At 47.6% G+C, this 18,037-nt stretch carries 16 protein-coding genes; 14 read left to right on the forward strand and 2 right to left on the reverse strand.

Going from position 1 to position 18,037, the window contains the following annotated elements; translation table 11 throughout:
* Positions 1 to 10 precede the first annotated feature (10 nt).
* The 5 genes from E0E29_RS15530 to E0E29_RS15550 all read left to right on the forward strand — a co-directional run bounded on the left by E0E29_RS15530 (position 11) and on the right by E0E29_RS15550 (position 4,119).
* On the forward strand, positions 11 to 340 hold the full coding sequence (locus tag E0E29_RS15530; protein WP_058966995.1) for a plasmid mobilization protein: 330 nt from the start codon (positions 11 to 13) through the stop codon (positions 338 to 340).
* Complete coding sequence (locus tag E0E29_RS15535; RefSeq protein ID WP_058966993.1) at positions 301 to 1,665, forward strand: relaxase/mobilization nuclease domain-containing protein; 1,365 nt, start codon at positions 301 to 303, stop codon at positions 1,663 to 1,665. The genes E0E29_RS15530 and E0E29_RS15535 overlap by 40 nt, the downstream gene beginning before the upstream one ends.
* Before the next feature lie 149 nt (positions 1,666 to 1,814).
* Positions 1,815 to 2,054 carry a helix-turn-helix domain-containing protein gene (locus E0E29_RS15540; RefSeq protein ID WP_006573514.1) on the forward strand — a complete coding sequence of 80 codons (240 nt, stop codon included), beginning with the start codon at positions 1,815 to 1,817 and terminating at the stop codon, positions 2,052 to 2,054.
* Positions 2,055 to 2,123: 69 nt separating this feature from the next.
* Complete coding sequence (locus E0E29_RS15545) at positions 2,124 to 3,626, forward strand: class I SAM-dependent DNA methyltransferase (RefSeq protein ID WP_008816155.1); 1,503 nt, start codon at positions 2,124 to 2,126, stop codon at positions 3,624 to 3,626.
* On the forward strand, positions 3,616 to 4,119 hold the full coding sequence (locus E0E29_RS15550) for a restriction endonuclease subunit S (protein ID WP_008816156.1): 504 nt from the start codon (positions 3,616 to 3,618) through the stop codon (positions 4,117 to 4,119). Before E0E29_RS15545 ends, E0E29_RS15550 begins: the two co-directional genes overlap by 11 nt.
* Here the strand turns inward: E0E29_RS15550 and E0E29_RS15555 are convergent.
* Positions 4,116 to 4,838, reverse strand: coding sequence for a restriction endonuclease subunit S domain-containing protein (locus E0E29_RS15555; protein ID WP_130850601.1), 723 nt, complete (start codon positions 4,836 to 4,838; stop codon positions 4,116 to 4,118). The two genes, E0E29_RS15550 and E0E29_RS15555, sit on opposite strands and share 4 nt — an antisense overlap.
* 37 nt (positions 4,839 to 4,875) lie before the next feature.
* Here E0E29_RS15555 and xerA point away from each other — a divergent pair, with 37 nt between their 5' ends.
* The 8 genes from xerA to E0E29_RS15595 all read left to right on the forward strand — a co-directional run bounded on the left by xerA (position 4,876) and on the right by E0E29_RS15595 (position 16,574).
* The gene (gene xerA, locus E0E29_RS15560) at positions 4,876 to 5,862 is read left to right on the forward strand and encodes a site-specific tyrosine recombinase/integron integrase (protein ID WP_058966992.1); all 987 of its coding nucleotides are present in this window, start codon (positions 4,876 to 4,878) and stop codon (positions 5,860 to 5,862) included.
* 10 nt (positions 5,863 to 5,872) lie between these two features.
* Positions 5,873 to 7,039, forward strand: coding sequence for a restriction endonuclease subunit S (locus E0E29_RS15565; protein WP_130850602.1), 1,167 nt, complete (start codon positions 5,873 to 5,875; stop codon positions 7,037 to 7,039).
* Between the two features lie 39 nt (positions 7,040 to 7,078).
* Complete coding sequence (locus E0E29_RS15570; protein ID WP_058966985.1) at positions 7,079 to 7,438, forward strand: hypothetical protein; 360 nt, start codon at positions 7,079 to 7,081, stop codon at positions 7,436 to 7,438.
* 23 nt (positions 7,439 to 7,461) lie between these two features.
* Positions 7,462 to 9,285 carry a GmrSD restriction endonuclease domain-containing protein gene (locus tag E0E29_RS15575; protein WP_242622524.1) on the forward strand — a complete coding sequence of 608 codons (1,824 nt, stop codon included), beginning with the start codon at positions 7,462 to 7,464 and terminating at the stop codon, positions 9,283 to 9,285.
* Positions 9,286 to 9,301: 16 nt separating this feature from the next.
* Positions 9,302 to 12,391 carry a type I restriction endonuclease subunit R gene (locus E0E29_RS15580; RefSeq protein ID WP_058966983.1) on the forward strand — a complete coding sequence of 1,030 codons (3,090 nt, stop codon included), beginning with the start codon at positions 9,302 to 9,304 and terminating at the stop codon, positions 12,389 to 12,391.
* Positions 12,392 to 12,416: 25 nt separating this feature from the next.
* Entirely contained in the window at positions 12,417 to 13,808 is a 1,392-nt protein-coding gene (locus E0E29_RS15585; RefSeq protein ID WP_058966981.1) for an NYN domain-containing protein, read from the forward strand.
* 29 nt (positions 13,809 to 13,837) lie between these two features.
* Entirely contained in the window at positions 13,838 to 15,886 is a 2,049-nt protein-coding gene (locus E0E29_RS15590) for an ATP-dependent DNA helicase (RefSeq protein ID WP_058966979.1), read from the forward strand.
* Between the two features lie 76 nt (positions 15,887 to 15,962).
* On the forward strand, positions 15,963 to 16,574 hold the full coding sequence (locus E0E29_RS15595; protein WP_058966978.1) for a hypothetical protein: 612 nt from the start codon (positions 15,963 to 15,965) through the stop codon (positions 16,572 to 16,574).
* 276 nt (positions 16,575 to 16,850) lie between these two features.
* Here E0E29_RS15595 and E0E29_RS15600 read toward each other — a convergent pair whose 3' ends face one another.
* Positions 16,851 to 17,426, reverse strand: a complete 576-nt coding sequence (locus E0E29_RS15600) for an SLOG family protein (RefSeq protein ID WP_008982971.1) — start codon at positions 17,424 to 17,426, stop codon at positions 16,851 to 16,853.
* A gap of 151 nt (positions 17,427 to 17,577) precedes the next feature.
* On the opposite strand from E0E29_RS15600, the gene E0E29_RS15605 reads away from it, so the two are divergent.
* Complete coding sequence (locus E0E29_RS15605) at positions 17,578 to 17,907, forward strand: helix-turn-helix domain-containing protein (protein WP_006573527.1); 330 nt, start codon at positions 17,578 to 17,580, stop codon at positions 17,905 to 17,907.
* Positions 17,908 to 18,037: the final 130 nt, after the last annotated feature.

Below are 18,037 nucleotides of genomic sequence, written 5' to 3' on the forward strand. Positions count from 1 at the left end.
AGGGCGCAGCATGGTACGAAGAACACGAGACATTCAGAAGAAGATTTGGCTGACACCACAGGAAGAACGGACGATTGCAAAGAAGATGGAGATGATCGGCACGGAGAACTTCGGTGCGTATGCAAGGAAGATGCTGATCGACGGCTACATCATCGTTGTGGACTACACAGAGCAGAAAAAGCTCGCCGCCGAAGTCAACAAGATCGGCGTGAACATCAATACCGTCTGCCGCAGGATCAACTCGACGGGACGATTCTATCAGGACGATATTGACGAGCTGAAAGAAAAGATGGACGCGGTATGGCAGTTACTAAAATCAAAGCAATCCGAGGAACTTTGAGCAAGGCAATCGCGTACATTCTGAATCCCGAAAAGACCGATGAGAAGCTGCTGGTCTCGTCCTACGGCTGTGCCAGCGAGACCGCAGCGCGGGAATTTGAGTGGACGCGGAAAATAGCCGAGCAAAAAGGGATGAATCCGGTCAGGATCATAGCCCGTCATGTGATCCAGTCCTTTGAAATTGGAGAGGTCACACCGGAGCTTGCCCACGAGATCGGCAAGCAGTTTGCAGACGAAATCCTCGGAGGAAAATATGAGTATGTGCTGACCACTCACATTGACAAAGACCATGTTCATAACCATCTGATTTTCAATGCGGTTGACTTTGTGGACTACCACGCATACAATAGCTACAAGCGGATTTACTATGATATGCGCGAGGTCAGCGACCGGCTCTGTAAGGAAAACGGTCTCTCTGTTATCCCTCCCTCTCAGAACAAAGGCATGGGCTACAAGGAGTACACCGAAGCCAAACGCGGCACGAGCTGGAAGCAGAAACTCAAGCAGACCATCGACCGGCTTGTCATTACAGCGAAGGATTACGATGATTTTCTGCGGCTCATGCAGGAAGCTGGTTATGAAATCAAGACCGGCAAATATATCTCCTTTCGCGCTGAAGGACAGGAGCGGTTTACCCGGTCTAAAACCATCGGAGAGAACTACACCGAGGAACGCATCAAGGAGCGGATTGCCGGACGGACGCCGCGCAGAAACCGGAGGCAGACCGTGCCGAAGGGCATCTCTCTCATCGGAGATATTCAGGAGCGGATCAGACTTATCGACAGCAAGGGCTATGAGTATAAAGCCAAGCTCACGATCCTCAAGGAAGCGGCACGGACACTCAACTATCTCACGGAAAACAACTTGCTCCAATACGCCGATCTTGAAAAGAAGGTCGAGGACGTTCACATCTCCTATGCCCGCACCGGCAAGGAACTGAAAGGCGTCGAAGCGCGACTGCGGGAAGTCCAACCGCTTATCAAAAACATCTCCAACTACCAGCGGCTCAAGCCCGTATATGACGCATTCCAGAAGGCAAAAGATAAGCCGGGTTTCAAAGCAAAGCATGAGGCAGAACTTGTGATCTTTGAGGCGGCACGGAGTACGCTTCTTGTTATGCAGGGCGATGAAAAACTGCCGAGCATGAAGACACTGCAAGCGGAACAGCAGCGACTTCTTGATGAGCAACAGCGGCTCTATGATGAACGTGCGAAGCTCAAAAAAGAAGTAAAGCAAATAGAGACGATCAAGTCTAATGTTGATACGTTTCTCGCTCCTTCTGCTGACCATGACCGTGATCATCTGCGCAGCACACAGCGCGAATAGTCCTTTCAAAAGCAGGGCATCTCCTGTTGACCGGAGATGCCCTGCATCCTTGAGAGAAGGTTCGAGAAGTTGAAACTTTTTCTTTAATTTCTGCATCAACGGATTGCTTTTGAGAATGAAATCCAGTATAATATTATAAGCGGTGTTGAATGCAAGCAAGCGAAAGGATGGTTGCCGTGCGCATAAGCTATAAGAAACTATGGATGCTTCTTCTGGAACGCGACATAAAGAAGGCTTCTCTACGACATGAAGTGGGGCTGTCTGCCGGGACATGGACAAAACTGAATAAGGGGGAAGAAGTGTCCCTCTCTATTTTGCTGCGCATTTGTGATTACTTGAACTGTGACATCGGAGATATATGTGAGGCTGTGCGAACGGACAAGAACTGAGTCCGGTTTTTCGTACAGCTCTTTTTGTAGAATAGTAAGTGTGAAACTATAACTTTGGAGGTTGCTGAAATGGCTGAGAATAACACAAGCAATATCGGCTTTGAAAAACAAATCTGGGACGCGGCTTGCGTCCTGCGCGGAAACATCGACGCATCCGAATACAAGTCCGTCGTTCTCGGATTGATTTTCTTGAAATACATTTCTGATCGCTTCGAGGCAAAGTACAAGGAACTGGTTGAAGAAGGCGATGGATTTGAAGAGGATCAGGACGAATACACTGCCGAAAACATATTCTTTGTCCCTGAGAATGCACGATGGAGTGCGATTGCTGCTGCCGCTCACACGCCGGAAATTGGCACGGTAATTGATGATGCAATGCGCAGTATTGAGAAAGAAAACAAGCGCCTCAAAGATATTCTGCCTAAGAACTTCGCCCGTCCGGAGCTGGACAAGCGGCGTCTTGGTGAAGTGGTTGATCTCTTCACCAACATTCAGATGATCGAGCATGGGAGCAGCAAGGACATTCTCGGTCGTACATACGAATACTGTCTCTCCAAGTTTGCTGAACAGGAAGGCAAACTTGCCGGTGAGTTCTATACTCCCTCTTGTGTCGTGCGTACCCTTGTTGAAGTATTGCAGCCGTTTAATGGACGTGTTTATGACCCGTGCTGCGGCTCTGGCGGTATGTTCGTTCAGTCCGCAAAGTTCATCGAAAATCACGGCGGCAACATCAACAAGATTTCCGTTTTTGGTCAGGACTCCAACCCGACCACATGGAAGATGGCGCAGATGAATCTTGCCATTCGCGGTATTGAAGCCGACCTCGGCAAGTTTAATGCGGACACGTTCTTTAACGACTGCCACCCTCAACTCAAGGCAGACTTCATTATGGCGAATCCTCCCTTCAATCTCTCCGGCTGGGGTGCGGATAAACTCGTTGATGATGTCCGTTGGCAGTATGGTACGCCTCCTGCTGGAAATGCAAACTTCGCGTGGTTGCAGCACATGATCTGGCATCTCGCCCCGAATGGGCGTATCGGTATGGTGCTTGCAAATGGTTCGCTTTCCTCGCAGTCTGGCGGTGAAGGCGAAATTCGCAAAAACATTATCAACGCTGACCTTGTGGACTGTATCGTCGCAATGCCGACGCAGCTCTTCTACACAACGCAGATTCCGGTATCGCTCTGGTTCCTTGCAAAGAACAAGAAACAGAAAGGCAAGACGCTATTCATCGATGCACGGAAGCTCGGTACTATGGTCACGCGGAAGCTGCGCGAACTGACGGATGAAGACATCAAGAAAATTGCTGACACATACAATGCCTTCGTTGATGGAACGCTTGAAGATGAAAAAGGGTTCTGCGCGGTTGTTACTACGCAGGACATTGCAAAGCAGGATTACATTCTTACTCCGGGACGCTATGTTGGCATTGAGGAACAGGAAGATGACGGTGAGCCGTTTGAAGAGAAAATGGGACGTCTGACTTCTGAACTGTCTGAACTTTTCACCAAGTCTCATGAGCTTGAGGCACAGATCAAAGAACGACTGGGGGCGATTGGATATGACATCTGAACTTAGCTCTCTGTGTTCCTACGCTAAAGGAAAAGTTTCGGTTGATACTCTGTCTAAACGAAACTATGTTTCCACTGAGAATATGATGCCAAACAAGGGAGGTATTGTCGATGCAGGAGCTTTACCTTCTGCCCAATATACCCAGCAGTATATAAAAGACGATATATTAGTTTCCAATATCCGCCCCTATTTCAAGAAAATCTGGATGGCGGATGACGATGGTGGGTGTTCAAATGATGTTCTCGTTTTCAGAGCAGATCGCGGGTGTGATTCGACTTTTTTGTACTACATCTTAGCTAATGATGCGTTTTTCAACTATGCTTCTGCTACGTCCAAAGGGACAAAGATGCCAAGAGGCGATAAAACCGCGATTATGCAATACAAGGTTCCGTGCTTCAATTACGAGACTCAACTTCGTATTGGCAAGTTGCTAAGAAGCATTGATGATCGGATTGCTGTCAATAAGAAGATAAACGATAATTTAGCGGCTTAGAGATGAACAGAAGAGACATCAATCTCGCCGGACATCAGCTTGGGTAAAAGACTATCCCGAAGTCGTTTGAGCTTGTCGTTTTCAATGGCGTTAATCCGCATTTGAGCGTACATCGGTGAAACGAGAGACTGAAACTCTGCCAGCTCGTCCTCCGAAGGAAGAATTAACTCATAAGAGAGCGTGTCCGACGGTGTTGTTCTTTGTCTACTGCCCGTTGAGCCAGTAACATGACTACACATAAAGTCGGAAAAGGAGCCGCTGTCTATGACTGAGTACAGGAAATCCGTAATAGATTGATCCTTTGCTTTATAGACGATGAACTCCGTAGAGCATACTGCATTCCCGGTCAGACAATACGGCTTCCAAACACGCTTCGTTGTTGGGTTGAGTTTTGAGATCATGAAGCACGAGGCATCAATGATGAATTTATTGCTCTTGATGGATGTGGATAGCTCAAAGACCGGAAACCTCGCCTCATCAAAAGCTGGAATGCTATAATGCTCAAGCAGTATCTCAGGCTCTTTCAGTGGGTTGAAACTCTTATTTGAGATCGTCGCAACCTCTCCAAGAGTTACAATACGCCAGTCGGAAGGCAAATCATTAGGCGAAACAGTCTCAAAACGCTCATGATATATTGCTTGCGCTTGCTGCTCTAAATTATCGTTTACCGTCTGAATAACTCTCACCAGTGGCGAGAGTTTTACAAAAGGGACTGCCACTGAATGTCGTTCTCTTACCTCGAAAGGAGACACGACAATGACAGAACAACTTATCACGGAGATACAGCGAAAAATGCTGCCGTATCTCAACAACGAACAGCTCATGCACCTTCGGGATGCAATGGCTGAGACATTGGAAGGGGCAACGATCACCTATGATGGCAGCGCAATTCCAGCAGCAGAAGAGACGGATGCAGTCGAAGCATTTATCACGGCAAAGCGGATCGAAGGCTGTTCGGAGAAAACCCTGAGCTACTACCGGAAGACGATTGAGGCTCTGATTGCCGGAGTCGGAAAGGCTGTACAACAGATCACCACAGATGATTTGCGCCGCTATCTGACAAGCTATCAAATTCAGCGAAGGTCGAGCAAAGTGACCATAGACAACATCCGCCGGATCCTGTCCAGCTTCTTCTCATGGCTTGAAGATGAGGATTTCATTGTGAAAAGTCCGGTACGCCGGATTCATAAAGTCAAGACTGCAAAGGTGGTCAAGGACACCTACACCGATGAAGCATTAGAGCTGATGCGTGACAACTGCAAAACGGCACGAGACTTGGCGATGATTGATCTTCTGTCTTCCTCTGGAATGCGTGTTGGTGAGCTGGTCACGCTAAACCGCGAAGACATCAACTTCAACGAACGCGAATGCGTTGTTGTCGGCAAAGGCAATAAAGAACGACTGGTCTACTTCGATGCAAGGACGAAGATCCACCTTCAAAACTATCTTGAGGGCAGAACAGATGAAAATCCCGCATTGTTCGTTTCGCTAAAAGCCCCGTTTGACCGGCTGATGATCGGCGGTGTGGAGACACGTCTTCGGGAGCTGGGAAAGCGTCTGAATATCCCGAAGGTTCACCCTCACAAGTTCAGGCGGACACTGGCTACTACTGCCATAGACAAAGGAATGCCCATAGAGCAAGTCCAGCAGCTCTTAGGGCATCAGAAAATCGACACCACCATGCACTATGCAATGGTGAAACAACAGAATGTGAAGCTGGCACATAGAAAATATATTGGATAGGAGTAAAAAGATGAGACTTGGTGATTGTTGTAAAACTAATCTTCATACTTACTCAGATAAAGAAAAATGGTCTTTGATTCGTTATCTGGACACAGGTAGCATTACCGAAGGAAGGATAGATGAAATCCAGACCTTATATCCCGGCGTGGACAAAATCCCCAGCAGGGCGAGACGGAAGGCTTCTGTTGGAGACATCCTTTTCTCTACTGTTCGTCCAAATCAGAAGCATTATGGAATTATTGAAGCAGGAACCGAGAATCTTCTCGTATCCACAGGATTCACCGTTGTGACTGTTGATACCACTATTGCGGATCCTTATTTTATTTATTATTATCTCACGCAGTCTTCGGTCATTGAGTCTCTTCAAGCAATAGCAGAGCAAAGTACATCAACCTATCCTTCCATCAAACCATCTGACATAGAGGATATTGAACTCGACCTTCCAGAGCTGGAAACACAGAAGAAGATAGGTTCTACGCTAAGGATGCTTGATAGGAAAATAGCATTAAACGAAGAGATAAACGATAATTTACAGCAGCAGTTGTTCTCACTATATGAGAACATGGCAACGGCATCTCCTTGCTTGAAAGAGTACACTCTTTCCAATCTCTGTGATTTTCAAGAAGGCTATGTCAATCCGCCACAAACTCATCCAGAGTATTTTGATGGAGAAGTAAAATGGCTTCGTGCCGTTGACATCAACGAATCCTTCATAATAGAAACAAGTAGGACATTGACCAAAGCAGGATTTGAAAGTGCTAAGAAGAGCGCATTGCTTTTCGAACCAAATACAATAGCAATAAGCAAATCAGGCACAATCGGAAGGCTCGGTATCATCGCAGACTATATGTGTGGCAATAGGGCTGTCATCAACATTGCACCTCATGACACAAATATGCTTGCTTTCATATACTGCTTTCTCAAAAGCAAGCAGCGAGAGTTTCCTGATATGGCTGTGGGAAGTGTTCAAAAGAACCTCTATGTATCGTTGCTTGAGCCTCTTTCCGTTTCTATACCGGATAACGAGTCATTAACAGCATTCAATGCTGTCGGCGCGTCTATCCTTGGCATGATTCATAATAATTGTGTCGAGAACACAGATTTAGCCAATTTACGAGATACCATTCTTCCAAAGCTGATGTCCGGCGAGATCGATGTCTCTTCCGTCCTGCTCTAAGCCGCTAAATTATCGTTTACCTGATTTGGAGGTTGTACCATGTTTGATAGAGTTCAGGAGAGCTTGAAAAAAAGCAAAGACGAGCGCCAGAAAAAGCGTCTTGAAAAGGAACGGGTTCGTCTTGAGAAAGCCGCAGCAGAAGCAGTTCGTGAGAAAGAGCGGCTTCAACAGGAGGCGGAAAAGATACAGGCCGAAAAAGACCGTCTTCTCTCCCTCGATGATAAGGGGCTGATGGTAGAATTGATTCTGGCAGTGCGAGGTCTATACTCACAAATGGAGTACATTCAAAGTCAGCAGGCTTCTTTATCCGAGCGGGTTGACGATATTGAGTCGGACATCTCTTCCATCCGCAGCGATATTTCAGATTTGGAAAGCAGACTGGGCTCGTCCGATCAGTAAAACTCAATGAAGGAGGCACAGACGTGATTATTTCACCACAATCTCTTGATACAAACCTAAGTCAGCTTTTAGCGGAGGTTAAGTCCGGCTCAATGCAGTTGCCGGAGTTTCAGCGCGACTGGACTTGGGATGATAACCGAATTAGAGGAATTATCGCCAGTTTGTCGCAAGGCTACCCTATGGGTGCCATTATGCGGCTACAATACGGTAATCCGGACATTCAATTCAAATACCGTACAATTACGGGCGTAAAAGGCGTCTCAGTAAAGCCGGAGCATTTGATTCTTGATGGACAGCAGCGACTTACTTCCATCTATCAGGCAACATCCTCTAAAGAGCCGGTCTCGACCAAAACAGAAAAAGGCAAGGCTATTAAGCGTTATTACTATCTCTCAATGGAGAAGTGCCTCGACGATGATGAGGATCGTTTTGATGCAGTCTTGTCTATTCCGGAAGACCGTAAGATCAAAGAAAACTTTGACCGTGATGTGAAGCTCGATCTCTCCACCAGAGAGTATGAATACGAGAACAAGCTGTTTCCGGTCAATATTGTGTTCGATAGCAACGCCGTTATGGACTGGTTCATGGGCTACATGACGCACTATGGAATGAAGCCGGAAGCAATGGACGAGTTCAAGCGTTTTCAGGCGGATGTGCTGAATACAATTTCCGGGTATAAGCTGCCCGTGATTACGCTGGACAAGTCCACGCCGCGAGAGGCGGTATGCAAGGTGTTTGAGAACGTCAATACCGGCGGTGTTCCTCTCACGGTGTTTGAGCTTGTTACCGCAACTTATGCCACAAGAGACTTTGACCTGAGAAAAGACTGGGTGCAGTGTCGAAATGCCATTTGTGGCTTCGGTGACACACTGAGAACAGACCTGTTCGATGGGATTGATGAGACTACATTCCTGACAACTGTATGCCTCTATACAAGCTATTTGAACAAGCAATCTGGAAAGACAAACACAATCTCCTGCAAAAAGAAGGATGTTCTGGGACTTCCTTATGAATCGTACATAGCGAACCGGGATGTAGTGCTGTCTGGGTTCAAAATAGCAAAGGAGTTTCTTCTTCGGGATCAGTGCGTTTTCCGTCAAAGAGATTTGCCCTATACAACGCAGTTGATTCCACTTGCGGCAATCTGTGCTGTTCTCGGAAAATCCAAATGCAATGAACCAAACACAATTAAAACGCTCTCTCGGTGGTATTGGTGCGGGATTCTGGGTGAGATGTACGGTGGGGCTAATGAAACCCGGTATGCCTACGACATTGAGGACATGGTTGAAGAGGTTAACGGACGTCCAAATGCGATGCACACGATCAACAGCGCAGTCTTTTCTTCTACGCGGCTGCTGACCCTTCAAACCCGTTTGAGTGCGGCATATAAGGGAATTATGGCTCTTCTCTACAAAGAGAAATGCCGTGATTTTATGAACAACACGACGATTGACATTGTGAACAGTATGCTTGAGTCTCCGGACATTCACCATATCTTCCCAGAGGCATATTGCGAGAAAATGGGTATCAAGCGCGAACGATATAATTCTATTATTAACAAGACGCCGATTCTTCCAGCAACTAACCGCTCGATTGGAGGAAATGCGCCGAGTGAGTATCTGGGGGCAATTCTAAAGAAGGTTGATGGACTGACCGAGGATGAACTGCAAGCACGGGTAGAATCGCACTTTGTTGACTACGCAAAATTGAAGGCAAATGACTTTAATGGCTATTTCATTGACAGAGCGAAGAACCTTCTCAGCTTGATTGAGAAGGCAATGAATAAGCCTGTCACCGACAGAGATGCAGAAAACACGCTGGATCAGTTCGGGGCGAGTCTGGCGTAAAAGGGAGTGACAAACTATGGCAGGATATTTTACAGAATCAAATTACGAGAACGCTGTCTTGCAGCTTCTCAATGAAGAACTGGGCTATAACTATATCTATGGACCGGACGTGGAGCGCGATTATCACTCGCCGCTTTATGAGGATGTTCTGCTACCTTCCTTGCAGCGGATCAACAAGAACCTGCCTATGGATGCTCTGACGGAGGCGATCTACAAGCTCAAAAACTTTGAAACCGGAACGCTCTTGCAGAAGAACATGGTCTTTATGGACTACCTCCAAAACGGAGTCTCGGTAAAATACTATGACAAGGGCGAAGAACGCTCTACTCTTGTCTACCTTGTAGACTTCAAAAATCCTGCCAATAACGAGTTCACGGTTGCGAACCAGTGGACTTTCATTGAAAACTCCGAAAAAAGACCGGATGTGATCCTCTTTGTCAATGGTCTCCCGCTCGTCATTGTGGAGTTGAAGTCTCCGTCCCGCGAAGAAACCGACGCTTCCGCAGCATACCGTCAGCTCCGGAACTATATGTATGAGATCCCCTCTATGTTCATTTATAATGCGGTATGTGTCATGAGCGATTTGACCACTTCAAAGGCTGGCACAATCACTTCCGGCGAAGACCGCTTTATGGAATGGAAAACAACTGACGGCAGCTACGAGAATACGCAACACGCATCATTTGACACATTCTTTGTAGGTCTGTTTGAGAAGACCCGCTTCCTTGACATCGTGAAGAACTTTATCTGCTTTAATGTGGATGGACAGAATACTTTCAAGATACTCGCCGGGTATCATCAGTATTTTGCAGTCAAAAAGGCGATTGAGTCTACAAAACACGCAACCGTGACGGACGGTAAGGGCGGCGTCTTCTGGCATACACAGGGCAGCGGAAAATCGTTGTCTATGGTCTTCTATGCTCATTATCTGCAAGATGCGTTAGAAAGCCCCACTATCGTTGTCATTACCGACCGCAACGATCTGGATGACCAGCTTTACGGGCAATTCGCCCGCTGCAAAGACTTTCTCCGTCAAACGCCGCAACACGCCGAAAGCCGTAAAAATCTGAAAGAGCTTCTTGCAAACAGGCAGGCAAACGGCATAATCTTCACGACCATGCAGAAGTTTGAGGAAAGCAACGAAGCTCTTTCGGAACGCCGGAACATTATCGTGATGGCTGATGAAGCGCATCGTGGGCAATATGGTCTCAATGAGAAGGTTGTGGTCAAGCAGAAGGACAACGGCGAAGTCGAGGCGAAAACCGTTATCGGCACTGCCCGCATTATAAGAGACACGCTTCCTAATGCGACCTACATTGGATTCACCGGAACACCGATCTCCACAAAAGACCGCAGTACACGAGAGGTCTTCGGTGATTACATCGACATCTATGATATGACTCAGGCAGTTGAAGATGGCGCGACCAGACCCGTCTACTACGAAAGCCGCGTTATTCACCTGAAACTCGACGAGAACACCCTCCATCTGATCGATAATGAGTATGACATTATGGCTGACAACGCCGATCCGTATGTCATTGAAAAGAGCAAAAAGGAACTTGGTCAGATGGAAGCAATCCTCGGTGCCGACCAGACGATCAATTCCTTGGTAAATGACATTCTTGATCATTACGAGAATTACCGTGAGAATATCCTGACCGGCAAGGCGATGATCGTTGCTTATTCGCGTCCCATAGCAATGAAGATTTATAAGCGCATTCTTGAGCTACGCCCAGCGTGGACGGAAAAGATTGCAGTGGTCATGACGCAAGGCAATAACGATCCCGAAGAATGGCGTGAGATTATCGGCAACAAAGCTCATAAGGACGATATGGCGCGGAAATTCAAAGACAACAACTCTCCGCTGAAAATCGCCATCGTCGTGGATATGTGGCTGACCGGCTTTGATGTTCCCTCCCTTGCTACGATGTATGTCTATAAGCCGATGGCTGGACACAACCTGATGCAAGCTATCGCCCGCGTCAATCGTGTCTTCAAAGATAAAGAAGGCGGTTTGGTTGTCGATTACGTCGGTATTGCGGCTGCACTGAAACAGGCAATGAACGACTATACTGCCAGAGACAAGAAGAACTATGGTGATACAGATGTAAGCAAGGCTGCATATCCGAAGTTCCTTGAAAAGCTCTCTATTTGCAGAGATTTGTTCCACGGATTCAGTTATGAGAAATTCATGACCGGAAGCGACCTCGACCGTGCAAAGCTTATCAGCGGCGGCGTGAACTTCATGCTCGGCAAGAGTGTTGCAGAGTACGATCTTCCCGACAATGAGAAGACACAGAATGTGTTTATCAAAGAAGCTCTGCTTCTCAAGCAGGCACTTTCGCTGTGCAGCAGCTTGGTAGACGAGCAAACTCGCATGGAGGCGGCTTTCTTCGAGTCCGTAAGAACAATGACCGTGCGCTTGGTTTCAGGCGGTACCGGAAAGAAGTTTACGCTTCCGGAAGTAAATGAGCGCATTAACGAGCTTTTGAAGCACAGCATCAAGAGCGAAGGTGTTATCAACCTCTTCTCCGATGTCCAGACTGAGTTTTCGTTGTTCGATCCGAAGTTCCTTGAAGAAGTGGCAAACATGAAGGAGAAGAATCTGGCAGTCGAACTTCTGAAAAAGCTGATTGCTGAACAAGTATCTGTTTATCGTCGTACAAACATTGTCAAATCCGAGAAGTTCTCCGAAATCATTCAGAGCGCAATGAACCGCTATTTGAACGGAATGCTGACCAACGAGGAAGTCATTCAAGAATTACTCAAGCTGGCGAAAGACATTGCCGCTGCTGCCGCCGAGGGTGAAAAACTCGGATTGACAGCGGACGAACTTGCTTTCTATGATGCTCTCACGAAGCCGCAAGCAATCAAGGACTTTTACGAGCATGACGAGCTTATTGCTATCACGAAAGAACTGACAGATTTGCTTCGCAAAAACCAGACAATAGACTGGCAAAAGAAAGAGAGCGCAAGAGCTGGAATGCGCCGCTTGGTCAAAAGGTTGCTGAAAAAACACAAATATCCGCCAGAGGGTATGGATGATGCTGTCCAGACTGTCATGAGCCAGTGTGAGATGTGGACGGACAATGTAATGACCGCGTAACTCCCCTACGAGAAAGGAGTAGATCATGGGCAATTCAGTCATGTTGAATGGCGTCGAATATGCCGGAGAGCAGATTGCTTATAAAGACAGCACCTATGAGCTTGTGTCAAAGGTAGCATATCTGATCGGCGTCCCACTCCGTATTTTTCAAAATGAACACGAGCCGCCGAAGATAGAGATATACAACCGGCTTGAGCAGGATAAAAATGCCCGCATCATTCGTAATCTATGTATTATCCGCACCGCCATTGAGCGCAATTACCGGAAAATAAATGACATCATGCGGATGGAATACCGTGGGCTTCTTTCGATGCCTGAGATCCTTCCAATGTCCAGTATGCAGCAGCTTTCAAATGACGGAATCAGCTTTATTAAAAAGTCGAGTACAAAGCTCTGCCACCACATTATCGAGATCAACCGGCTGATTTCAGACCGCATTAACAACTGTAAAAGCCTCTTTCCAATCTGGATTAACTGGGCGTACATAAAAGAACTGTTCATCATGCCAAACGGTTTGACAGAGGACGGAACGAAAGATGCTGCGGACATCTATTACGCAAGTCTCTCCTACTACCCCTATCAAATGTATATCAACTGGGTACCGATGGACGAGGGTAATGTCCTCTATAATGACAAGAAGTTTGCCACCCTGCTTTATCAATGGCATTGCGACGCCTTCACGGAATACAGTAAAGTCTCCGATGCAGGGGCTTTTGTAAAAAACAATATCTACGACTTCATAGATGACAGTGAGAAGACCGTATTGGTAGTGGACTGCGAAAACTCCGACCCGTACAAGCTGTGCGCCACGCTCAAAATCCTTGATTATGAGGTCATGCAGAAGATTACGGCGATCATTCTCTTTGACGACGTACATACCGCTACGGCATGGCGGATTCTTGAAAACTACACCCGCATCCCCGTTGAACATATCATGATTGAGCGGATTAAGCAGAACAAATCACTGGTAGACATCAAGCTCACCGCAAGAGCCTGTCAGGAACACTACCAGAAGCAAGTGGATTCCTTCGTCATTGTCTCAAGCGATTCCGACTACTGGGGGCTGATCTCTTCCTTACCGGACGCCAGATTTCTTGTCATGATTGAGCGGGAAAAATGTGGACCGGATATGAAGGCGGCACTTGCAGAATCCGGGATATTCTACTGCTATCTGGATGACTTCTACTCCGGCAACAGCGAGGACATCAAGAAAAACGCACTGTTCAAGGAGATGTACCGCTGGATTGACAACTCCGTTCACCTGAATGTCAACGATATGTTTGATGCAGCTCTGCGAAACACGAGGATCGAAATGTCTCCCGCAGAGCGGCGGCAGTTCTATGAGAAGCACATCAGGCACATGACGCTGACCATCGACGAGAACGGAAACGTCAGCATTGAACTGAAACGCGGATAGCCTTGGTTTCTATTCCGGGAGGAATGTGGATGGACAACAGATTCTATTTTGGATTCAATACATCGGAGGAACGGAAAAAGCGCAGAAAAGCAGAGCTGTACTCCATGAGTGAGCAAGTCAGCACCTTCTTTTGGGATGAAGCCCCGCAGCATGGATTGGAAATGCGTGAGGGGCAGCAGGATATGTCCTTTGAGATTGTGGACGCCCTCATAAACGATCAGCACTTTGCGATTGAAGCTGGCGTGGGCATTGGCAAGTCCTTCGGTTATCTTGTGCCGGTGCTGCTGTACAGCAAACGCATGAACAAGCCGGTTATCATCGCAACCTCGACCATTGCACTTCAAGAACAGCTCTGGCGCGATGTCCACACGGTAATGCCCCTTCTTGGGCTGAACAGAGATGTCATCCTCGCTAAAGGACAGACCCATTATCTCTGCAACAAACGCGCAGACGAATATATGTGTGACCCGAAAGCAGACCCACCGGACGCGCTTAAAGACGGAATCAAGCAAGGGTATGAGGAACGCAAGGATTTTCCGGAGGTTTTGCCGCAAGGCGTCTGGGACAAGATAAACGTGCAGCGGTTCAGCATGAAGAATTGCGGCTCCTGTGAAAAGAAGTGCAAGTATTACAAAGTCCGCGCAGCATTGAAGTTTACGGATGGAGTGGTACTGTGCAATCAGGATTTTCTAACCCAGCATCTCATGAAACTCCGGCGCGGTCAGGACGGGCTGATTAACGCCGCCGCTGATCTGCTTGTCGTGGATGAAGCACACAACTTGGATGATAAGGTGCGGAGTGCCACAACGGAGCGTTTCGGGGAAGGTATGCTCTTTGGAATGATTAAGAACGCATTCTATGAGCTGCGATCCTTTGACCAGAGCAGTGTGTCAGGTGAAAAGCGAGAGGCAGATAGCGCAATCATCGCCTTCTATAACTGCCTGAAAGCACAAGTCCAAAAGCAGATCAACGAGGCAGAACAGGATATGCGCTACGCTGACCGCTTTTTCTTCGACAACAATGGCAGTGCGATTGAACTGCTTACCGAGATGAACGCCGCCATACACAACCTTTCGTCCAGCATTCAGATTTATTCCAGCATGGATTTCAGAAACAACCGTTCCTTTGCTGCCTCTGATGATCTGGATGCCGTCAGCGAGTCCCTTTCAGAGCTTCTTGACCAGATAGACGATATGCTGATCTGGATTGAGCAGCACGGCAGCAACACGGAACTCGTCTATTGCCCTAAAAACACAAAAGAAATTGTGAGCCGCCTATACTTCAATGGTGATGAAAGAACCATCTTGACCTCTGCCACGCTGACGAACGCCACGAGCGGGTCTCTGGAAGAACAGTATTCTTACTTTATCAGCAATACCGGCTTTCCCGCTGGTGACCGCGGCTGCTTATCCGAGCCAAAGCCTTCCCCATATCCATACGATGAACACGCCATGATCTACTATTGCGACGATCTCCCGCACCCGACCAGAGAACATGAAGCCTTCATTGAAAAGGGTGTGGAGCGACTGCTTGAGATCCTGAGCATTTCCAACGGAAAGGCACTCGTGCTGTTTACGGCAAAGACCGACATGGAAGAGGTCTACTCCATTCTCAGTGAGAAAAATCTTCCGTACAAAATCTTGATGCAGCAGCCGGGATCGTCGCAGGACAAGGTGCTGAATGAGTTTAAGGAAGATACGAACTCCGTGCTTCTGGGGACGGGTGCATATTGGGAAGGTATCAGCATTGAAGGAAAAAGCCTTTCCAATGTCATCATTTTCCGGCTTCCGTTTCCTGTCCCCGATCCAATTATCGAGTATAAGTGTTCCGTTGCTAAGGATGCCCTGATGGATGTTCGTGTTCCCGAAATGATTATCAAGCTCAAGCAGGGCATCGGGCGATTGATCCGTAATTTCACAGACACCGGCATTGTCTGCATCATCGACCGAAGACTGCGGGATGAGCCGACTGAACGCTATCATGACATTACATGGGACTCCCTGCCTATCAAAAATCGGACAAGCAGTTTGGAGGAACTGAGGAAGTTTTACGAAGGGCTGCCATCAGCCAAGGAATGATGATACAAACGGCAGTCTCTTCGGAAACATAGAGCAGCCCCCCAAAAAAACGACAATCAGAAAACGGAGGTGTATCATGGTGTACAATGAAAATCTGCACGAAGAAGAACAACATCTGATCCAGCAGATCGCCGAACAAACAGAGAGAGGAAAAATCGACTGGGAACTAACAGAGTACAATCCGCTGTCCTTTCTGAATGAGGACAAGATAGACAAGAACCCAGCAGTAATCTGTCAGTCCTTCTCCTTTGAGGCGATCATCGGCGGCTCCCGTTACGAGCTTGATGTCATGGAGAATATTGATGTGCCGTCCGGTATGGGAGACTACACCATAACCTTGACGCGGGATGAAACCGAAAATTATCTTAAAATTGAGGATGCGCTTTCCTTTGACTGTGACCGCTATGAATGCACACCGGAGGAAGTCGCAGAGCGATTTGCGGACAGCCCCATTGTCCGTCTCTGCAACGCCATCATTCCTGCCACGCTTGGGCAGGAGGATTTAGAAGAGGTCTTCACATGGGCAAGGTTTTTCAACGAGACTGGCATTTCTGCAAAGCTGATGAATCATCCGCTGACCAAGCTCTGTGAAAAGCTGTTCGACGAACACCGTCTGATGGACTTCCATCGCTGCGTCTTGGATGTGGGCTATCGAAAGTTGCTCCTAAATGAACTGGCTCATAACTAAGACACGGAAAAACGCCCCCGGCACTGTGCCAGACGCACAGTGCCGGGGGCGTTCCCGTTTCCAGCGATTTATTTTTCTCTCGGCAAAGGACTGTTCATAAGGTGACACTTTCCGTTTTACGAAGCCGTGAAAATTCGATGTGTTCCGTGGAGATGTTCACTGGGCAGCATACGCCGTACACGTTTCCAATAATCACTGAGTAATGCAATGTGTATTCGCTATCGGGAAATACTTCACGGTTTTCGCAACGCTTGATTCAGGAGTGGGTTTTTTGCCTTATTCCCGCGTGACATCAAGGGAAACCGGATTGATAACGATGATAGATTTGCCCTTTTTGTGGGCATATCTCACGGTGTTCCCGGTACCGCTGGGGCATCCATTCCATACTGCGAGAATATAATCGGCGTGATCGACCATGTACCGATTTCTCTTGTCCATGCAGTCCGACGTGTACTCCCGTTGCAGCATGGTCTCCTTGTCACACTTTGCCGCGATATTATAATACCGTTCCCGTGAAGCCACAGACCATTTGATCGCTTGTGTCTCACAAGGGATTGCACTTTCCAGAGTAATGTGAGGGTATTTTGATTTCAAATCGAGTACAATTTCCGCAGCGTACATATCGACGCCAAGAGCCATGCCGGTAATAAAATGCGTGACGCCCTCGTTCTCGATGAGTGCTACAATCTGATCCCGCATAACAGATTTCAAAGAAGTACAACGCTTATCGGATTCATCAAAGCCGAACGGAAGACTCTGCGGTCTATGACCGGTAAACGCACAAGTCTTGCCTTGAACGGATTGCTTTTCAGCTTTTTGAGCAGACTTTCTAAACTCAATAATGCGCGACATGACACCCCTTCTTTCACTCTTTTGGTAGGTAACTCCATTCTATCACCCTCATCACGGACAGTCAACGCATTGTCGTTAGTAAAATCAACGACGGCGTACCGTGGATAATGACACCGCCGTTAGGTACACTAAATGCAAAGGTGGTGAGGCTATGCGAGAGAAGAAGGACATCAATATTGAAATCGGCGGCAATATTCAAGTGGCAAGAGAACAGGCGGGCTATACGCAGGACACGCTCTCAGAAATGCTTGGCATGACGCCGAATCACCTGAGCGCTATTGAGCGTGGTGCTTCCGGTATTTCTCTTGAAGCCTTGCAGCGTCTTTGCCGTTTGCTGGGCGTCAGCGCGGACCGAATTATCTTTGGGACCGATGAGCCAGAAGCGGAAGCCCTTGCGCTTGCCAGACGTATTTCGGATATAAAGCCGGAATACCGGCAACAGGTTCAAGAGCTGCTGTCCGCTATTTTGAATATGTCATAAAAAAAGAGCCTCTGCCGACACCCAAAACGGGCATCGACAGAGGCTCTTGGTTTGTTTTCCGGGCATTCAAACAAGTGCCGAAATCGACCCTTATTCTCGCTCTATTGCTGGAACTGTGCGGGGAATATAA

The sequence above is a fragment of the Intestinimonas timonensis genome (genome assembly GCF_900626145.1).
Taxonomy (GTDB): Bacteria; Bacillota; Clostridia; order Oscillospirales; family Oscillospiraceae; genus Intestinimonas; species Intestinimonas aquisgranensis.

Excerpts from the sequence above, each read along its gene's own strand:
- E0E29_RS15530 (WP_058966995.1), top strand. The coding sequence starts at position 11 with ATGGTACGAAGAACACGAGACATTCAGAAGAAGATTTGGCTGACACCA.
- E0E29_RS15535 (WP_058966993.1), top strand. The coding sequence starts at position 301 with ATGGCAGTTACTAAAATCAAAGCAATCCGAGGAACTTTGAGCAAGGCA.
- E0E29_RS15540 (WP_006573514.1), top strand. The coding sequence starts at position 1,815 with ATGCAAGCAAGCGAAAGGATGGTTGCCGTGCGCATAAGCTATAAGAAA.
- E0E29_RS15545 (WP_008816155.1), top strand. The coding sequence starts at position 2,124 with ATGGCTGAGAATAACACAAGCAATATCGGCTTTGAAAAACAAATCTGG.
- E0E29_RS15550 (WP_008816156.1), top strand. The coding sequence starts at position 3,616 with ATGACATCTGAACTTAGCTCTCTGTGTTCCTACGCTAAAGGAAAAGTT.
- xerA (WP_058966992.1), top strand. The coding sequence starts at position 4,876 with ATGACAGAACAACTTATCACGGAGATACAGCGAAAAATGCTGCCGTAT.
- E0E29_RS15565 (WP_130850602.1), top strand. The coding sequence starts at position 5,873 with ATGAGACTTGGTGATTGTTGTAAAACTAATCTTCATACTTACTCAGAT.
- E0E29_RS15570 (WP_058966985.1), top strand. The coding sequence starts at position 7,079 with ATGTTTGATAGAGTTCAGGAGAGCTTGAAAAAAAGCAAAGACGAGCGC.
- E0E29_RS15580 (WP_058966983.1), top strand. The coding sequence starts at position 9,302 with ATGGCAGGATATTTTACAGAATCAAATTACGAGAACGCTGTCTTGCAG.
- E0E29_RS15585 (WP_058966981.1), top strand. The coding sequence starts at position 12,417 with ATGGGCAATTCAGTCATGTTGAATGGCGTCGAATATGCCGGAGAGCAG.
- E0E29_RS15590 (WP_058966979.1), top strand. The coding sequence starts at position 13,838 with ATGGACAACAGATTCTATTTTGGATTCAATACATCGGAGGAACGGAAA.
- E0E29_RS15595 (WP_058966978.1), top strand. The coding sequence starts at position 15,963 with ATGGTGTACAATGAAAATCTGCACGAAGAAGAACAACATCTGATCCAG.
- E0E29_RS15600 (WP_008982971.1), bottom strand. The coding sequence starts at position 17,426 with ATGTCGCGCATTATTGAGTTTAGAAAGTCTGCTCAAAAAGCTGAAAAG.
- E0E29_RS15605 (WP_006573527.1), top strand. The coding sequence starts at position 17,578 with ATGCGAGAGAAGAAGGACATCAATATTGAAATCGGCGGCAATATTCAA.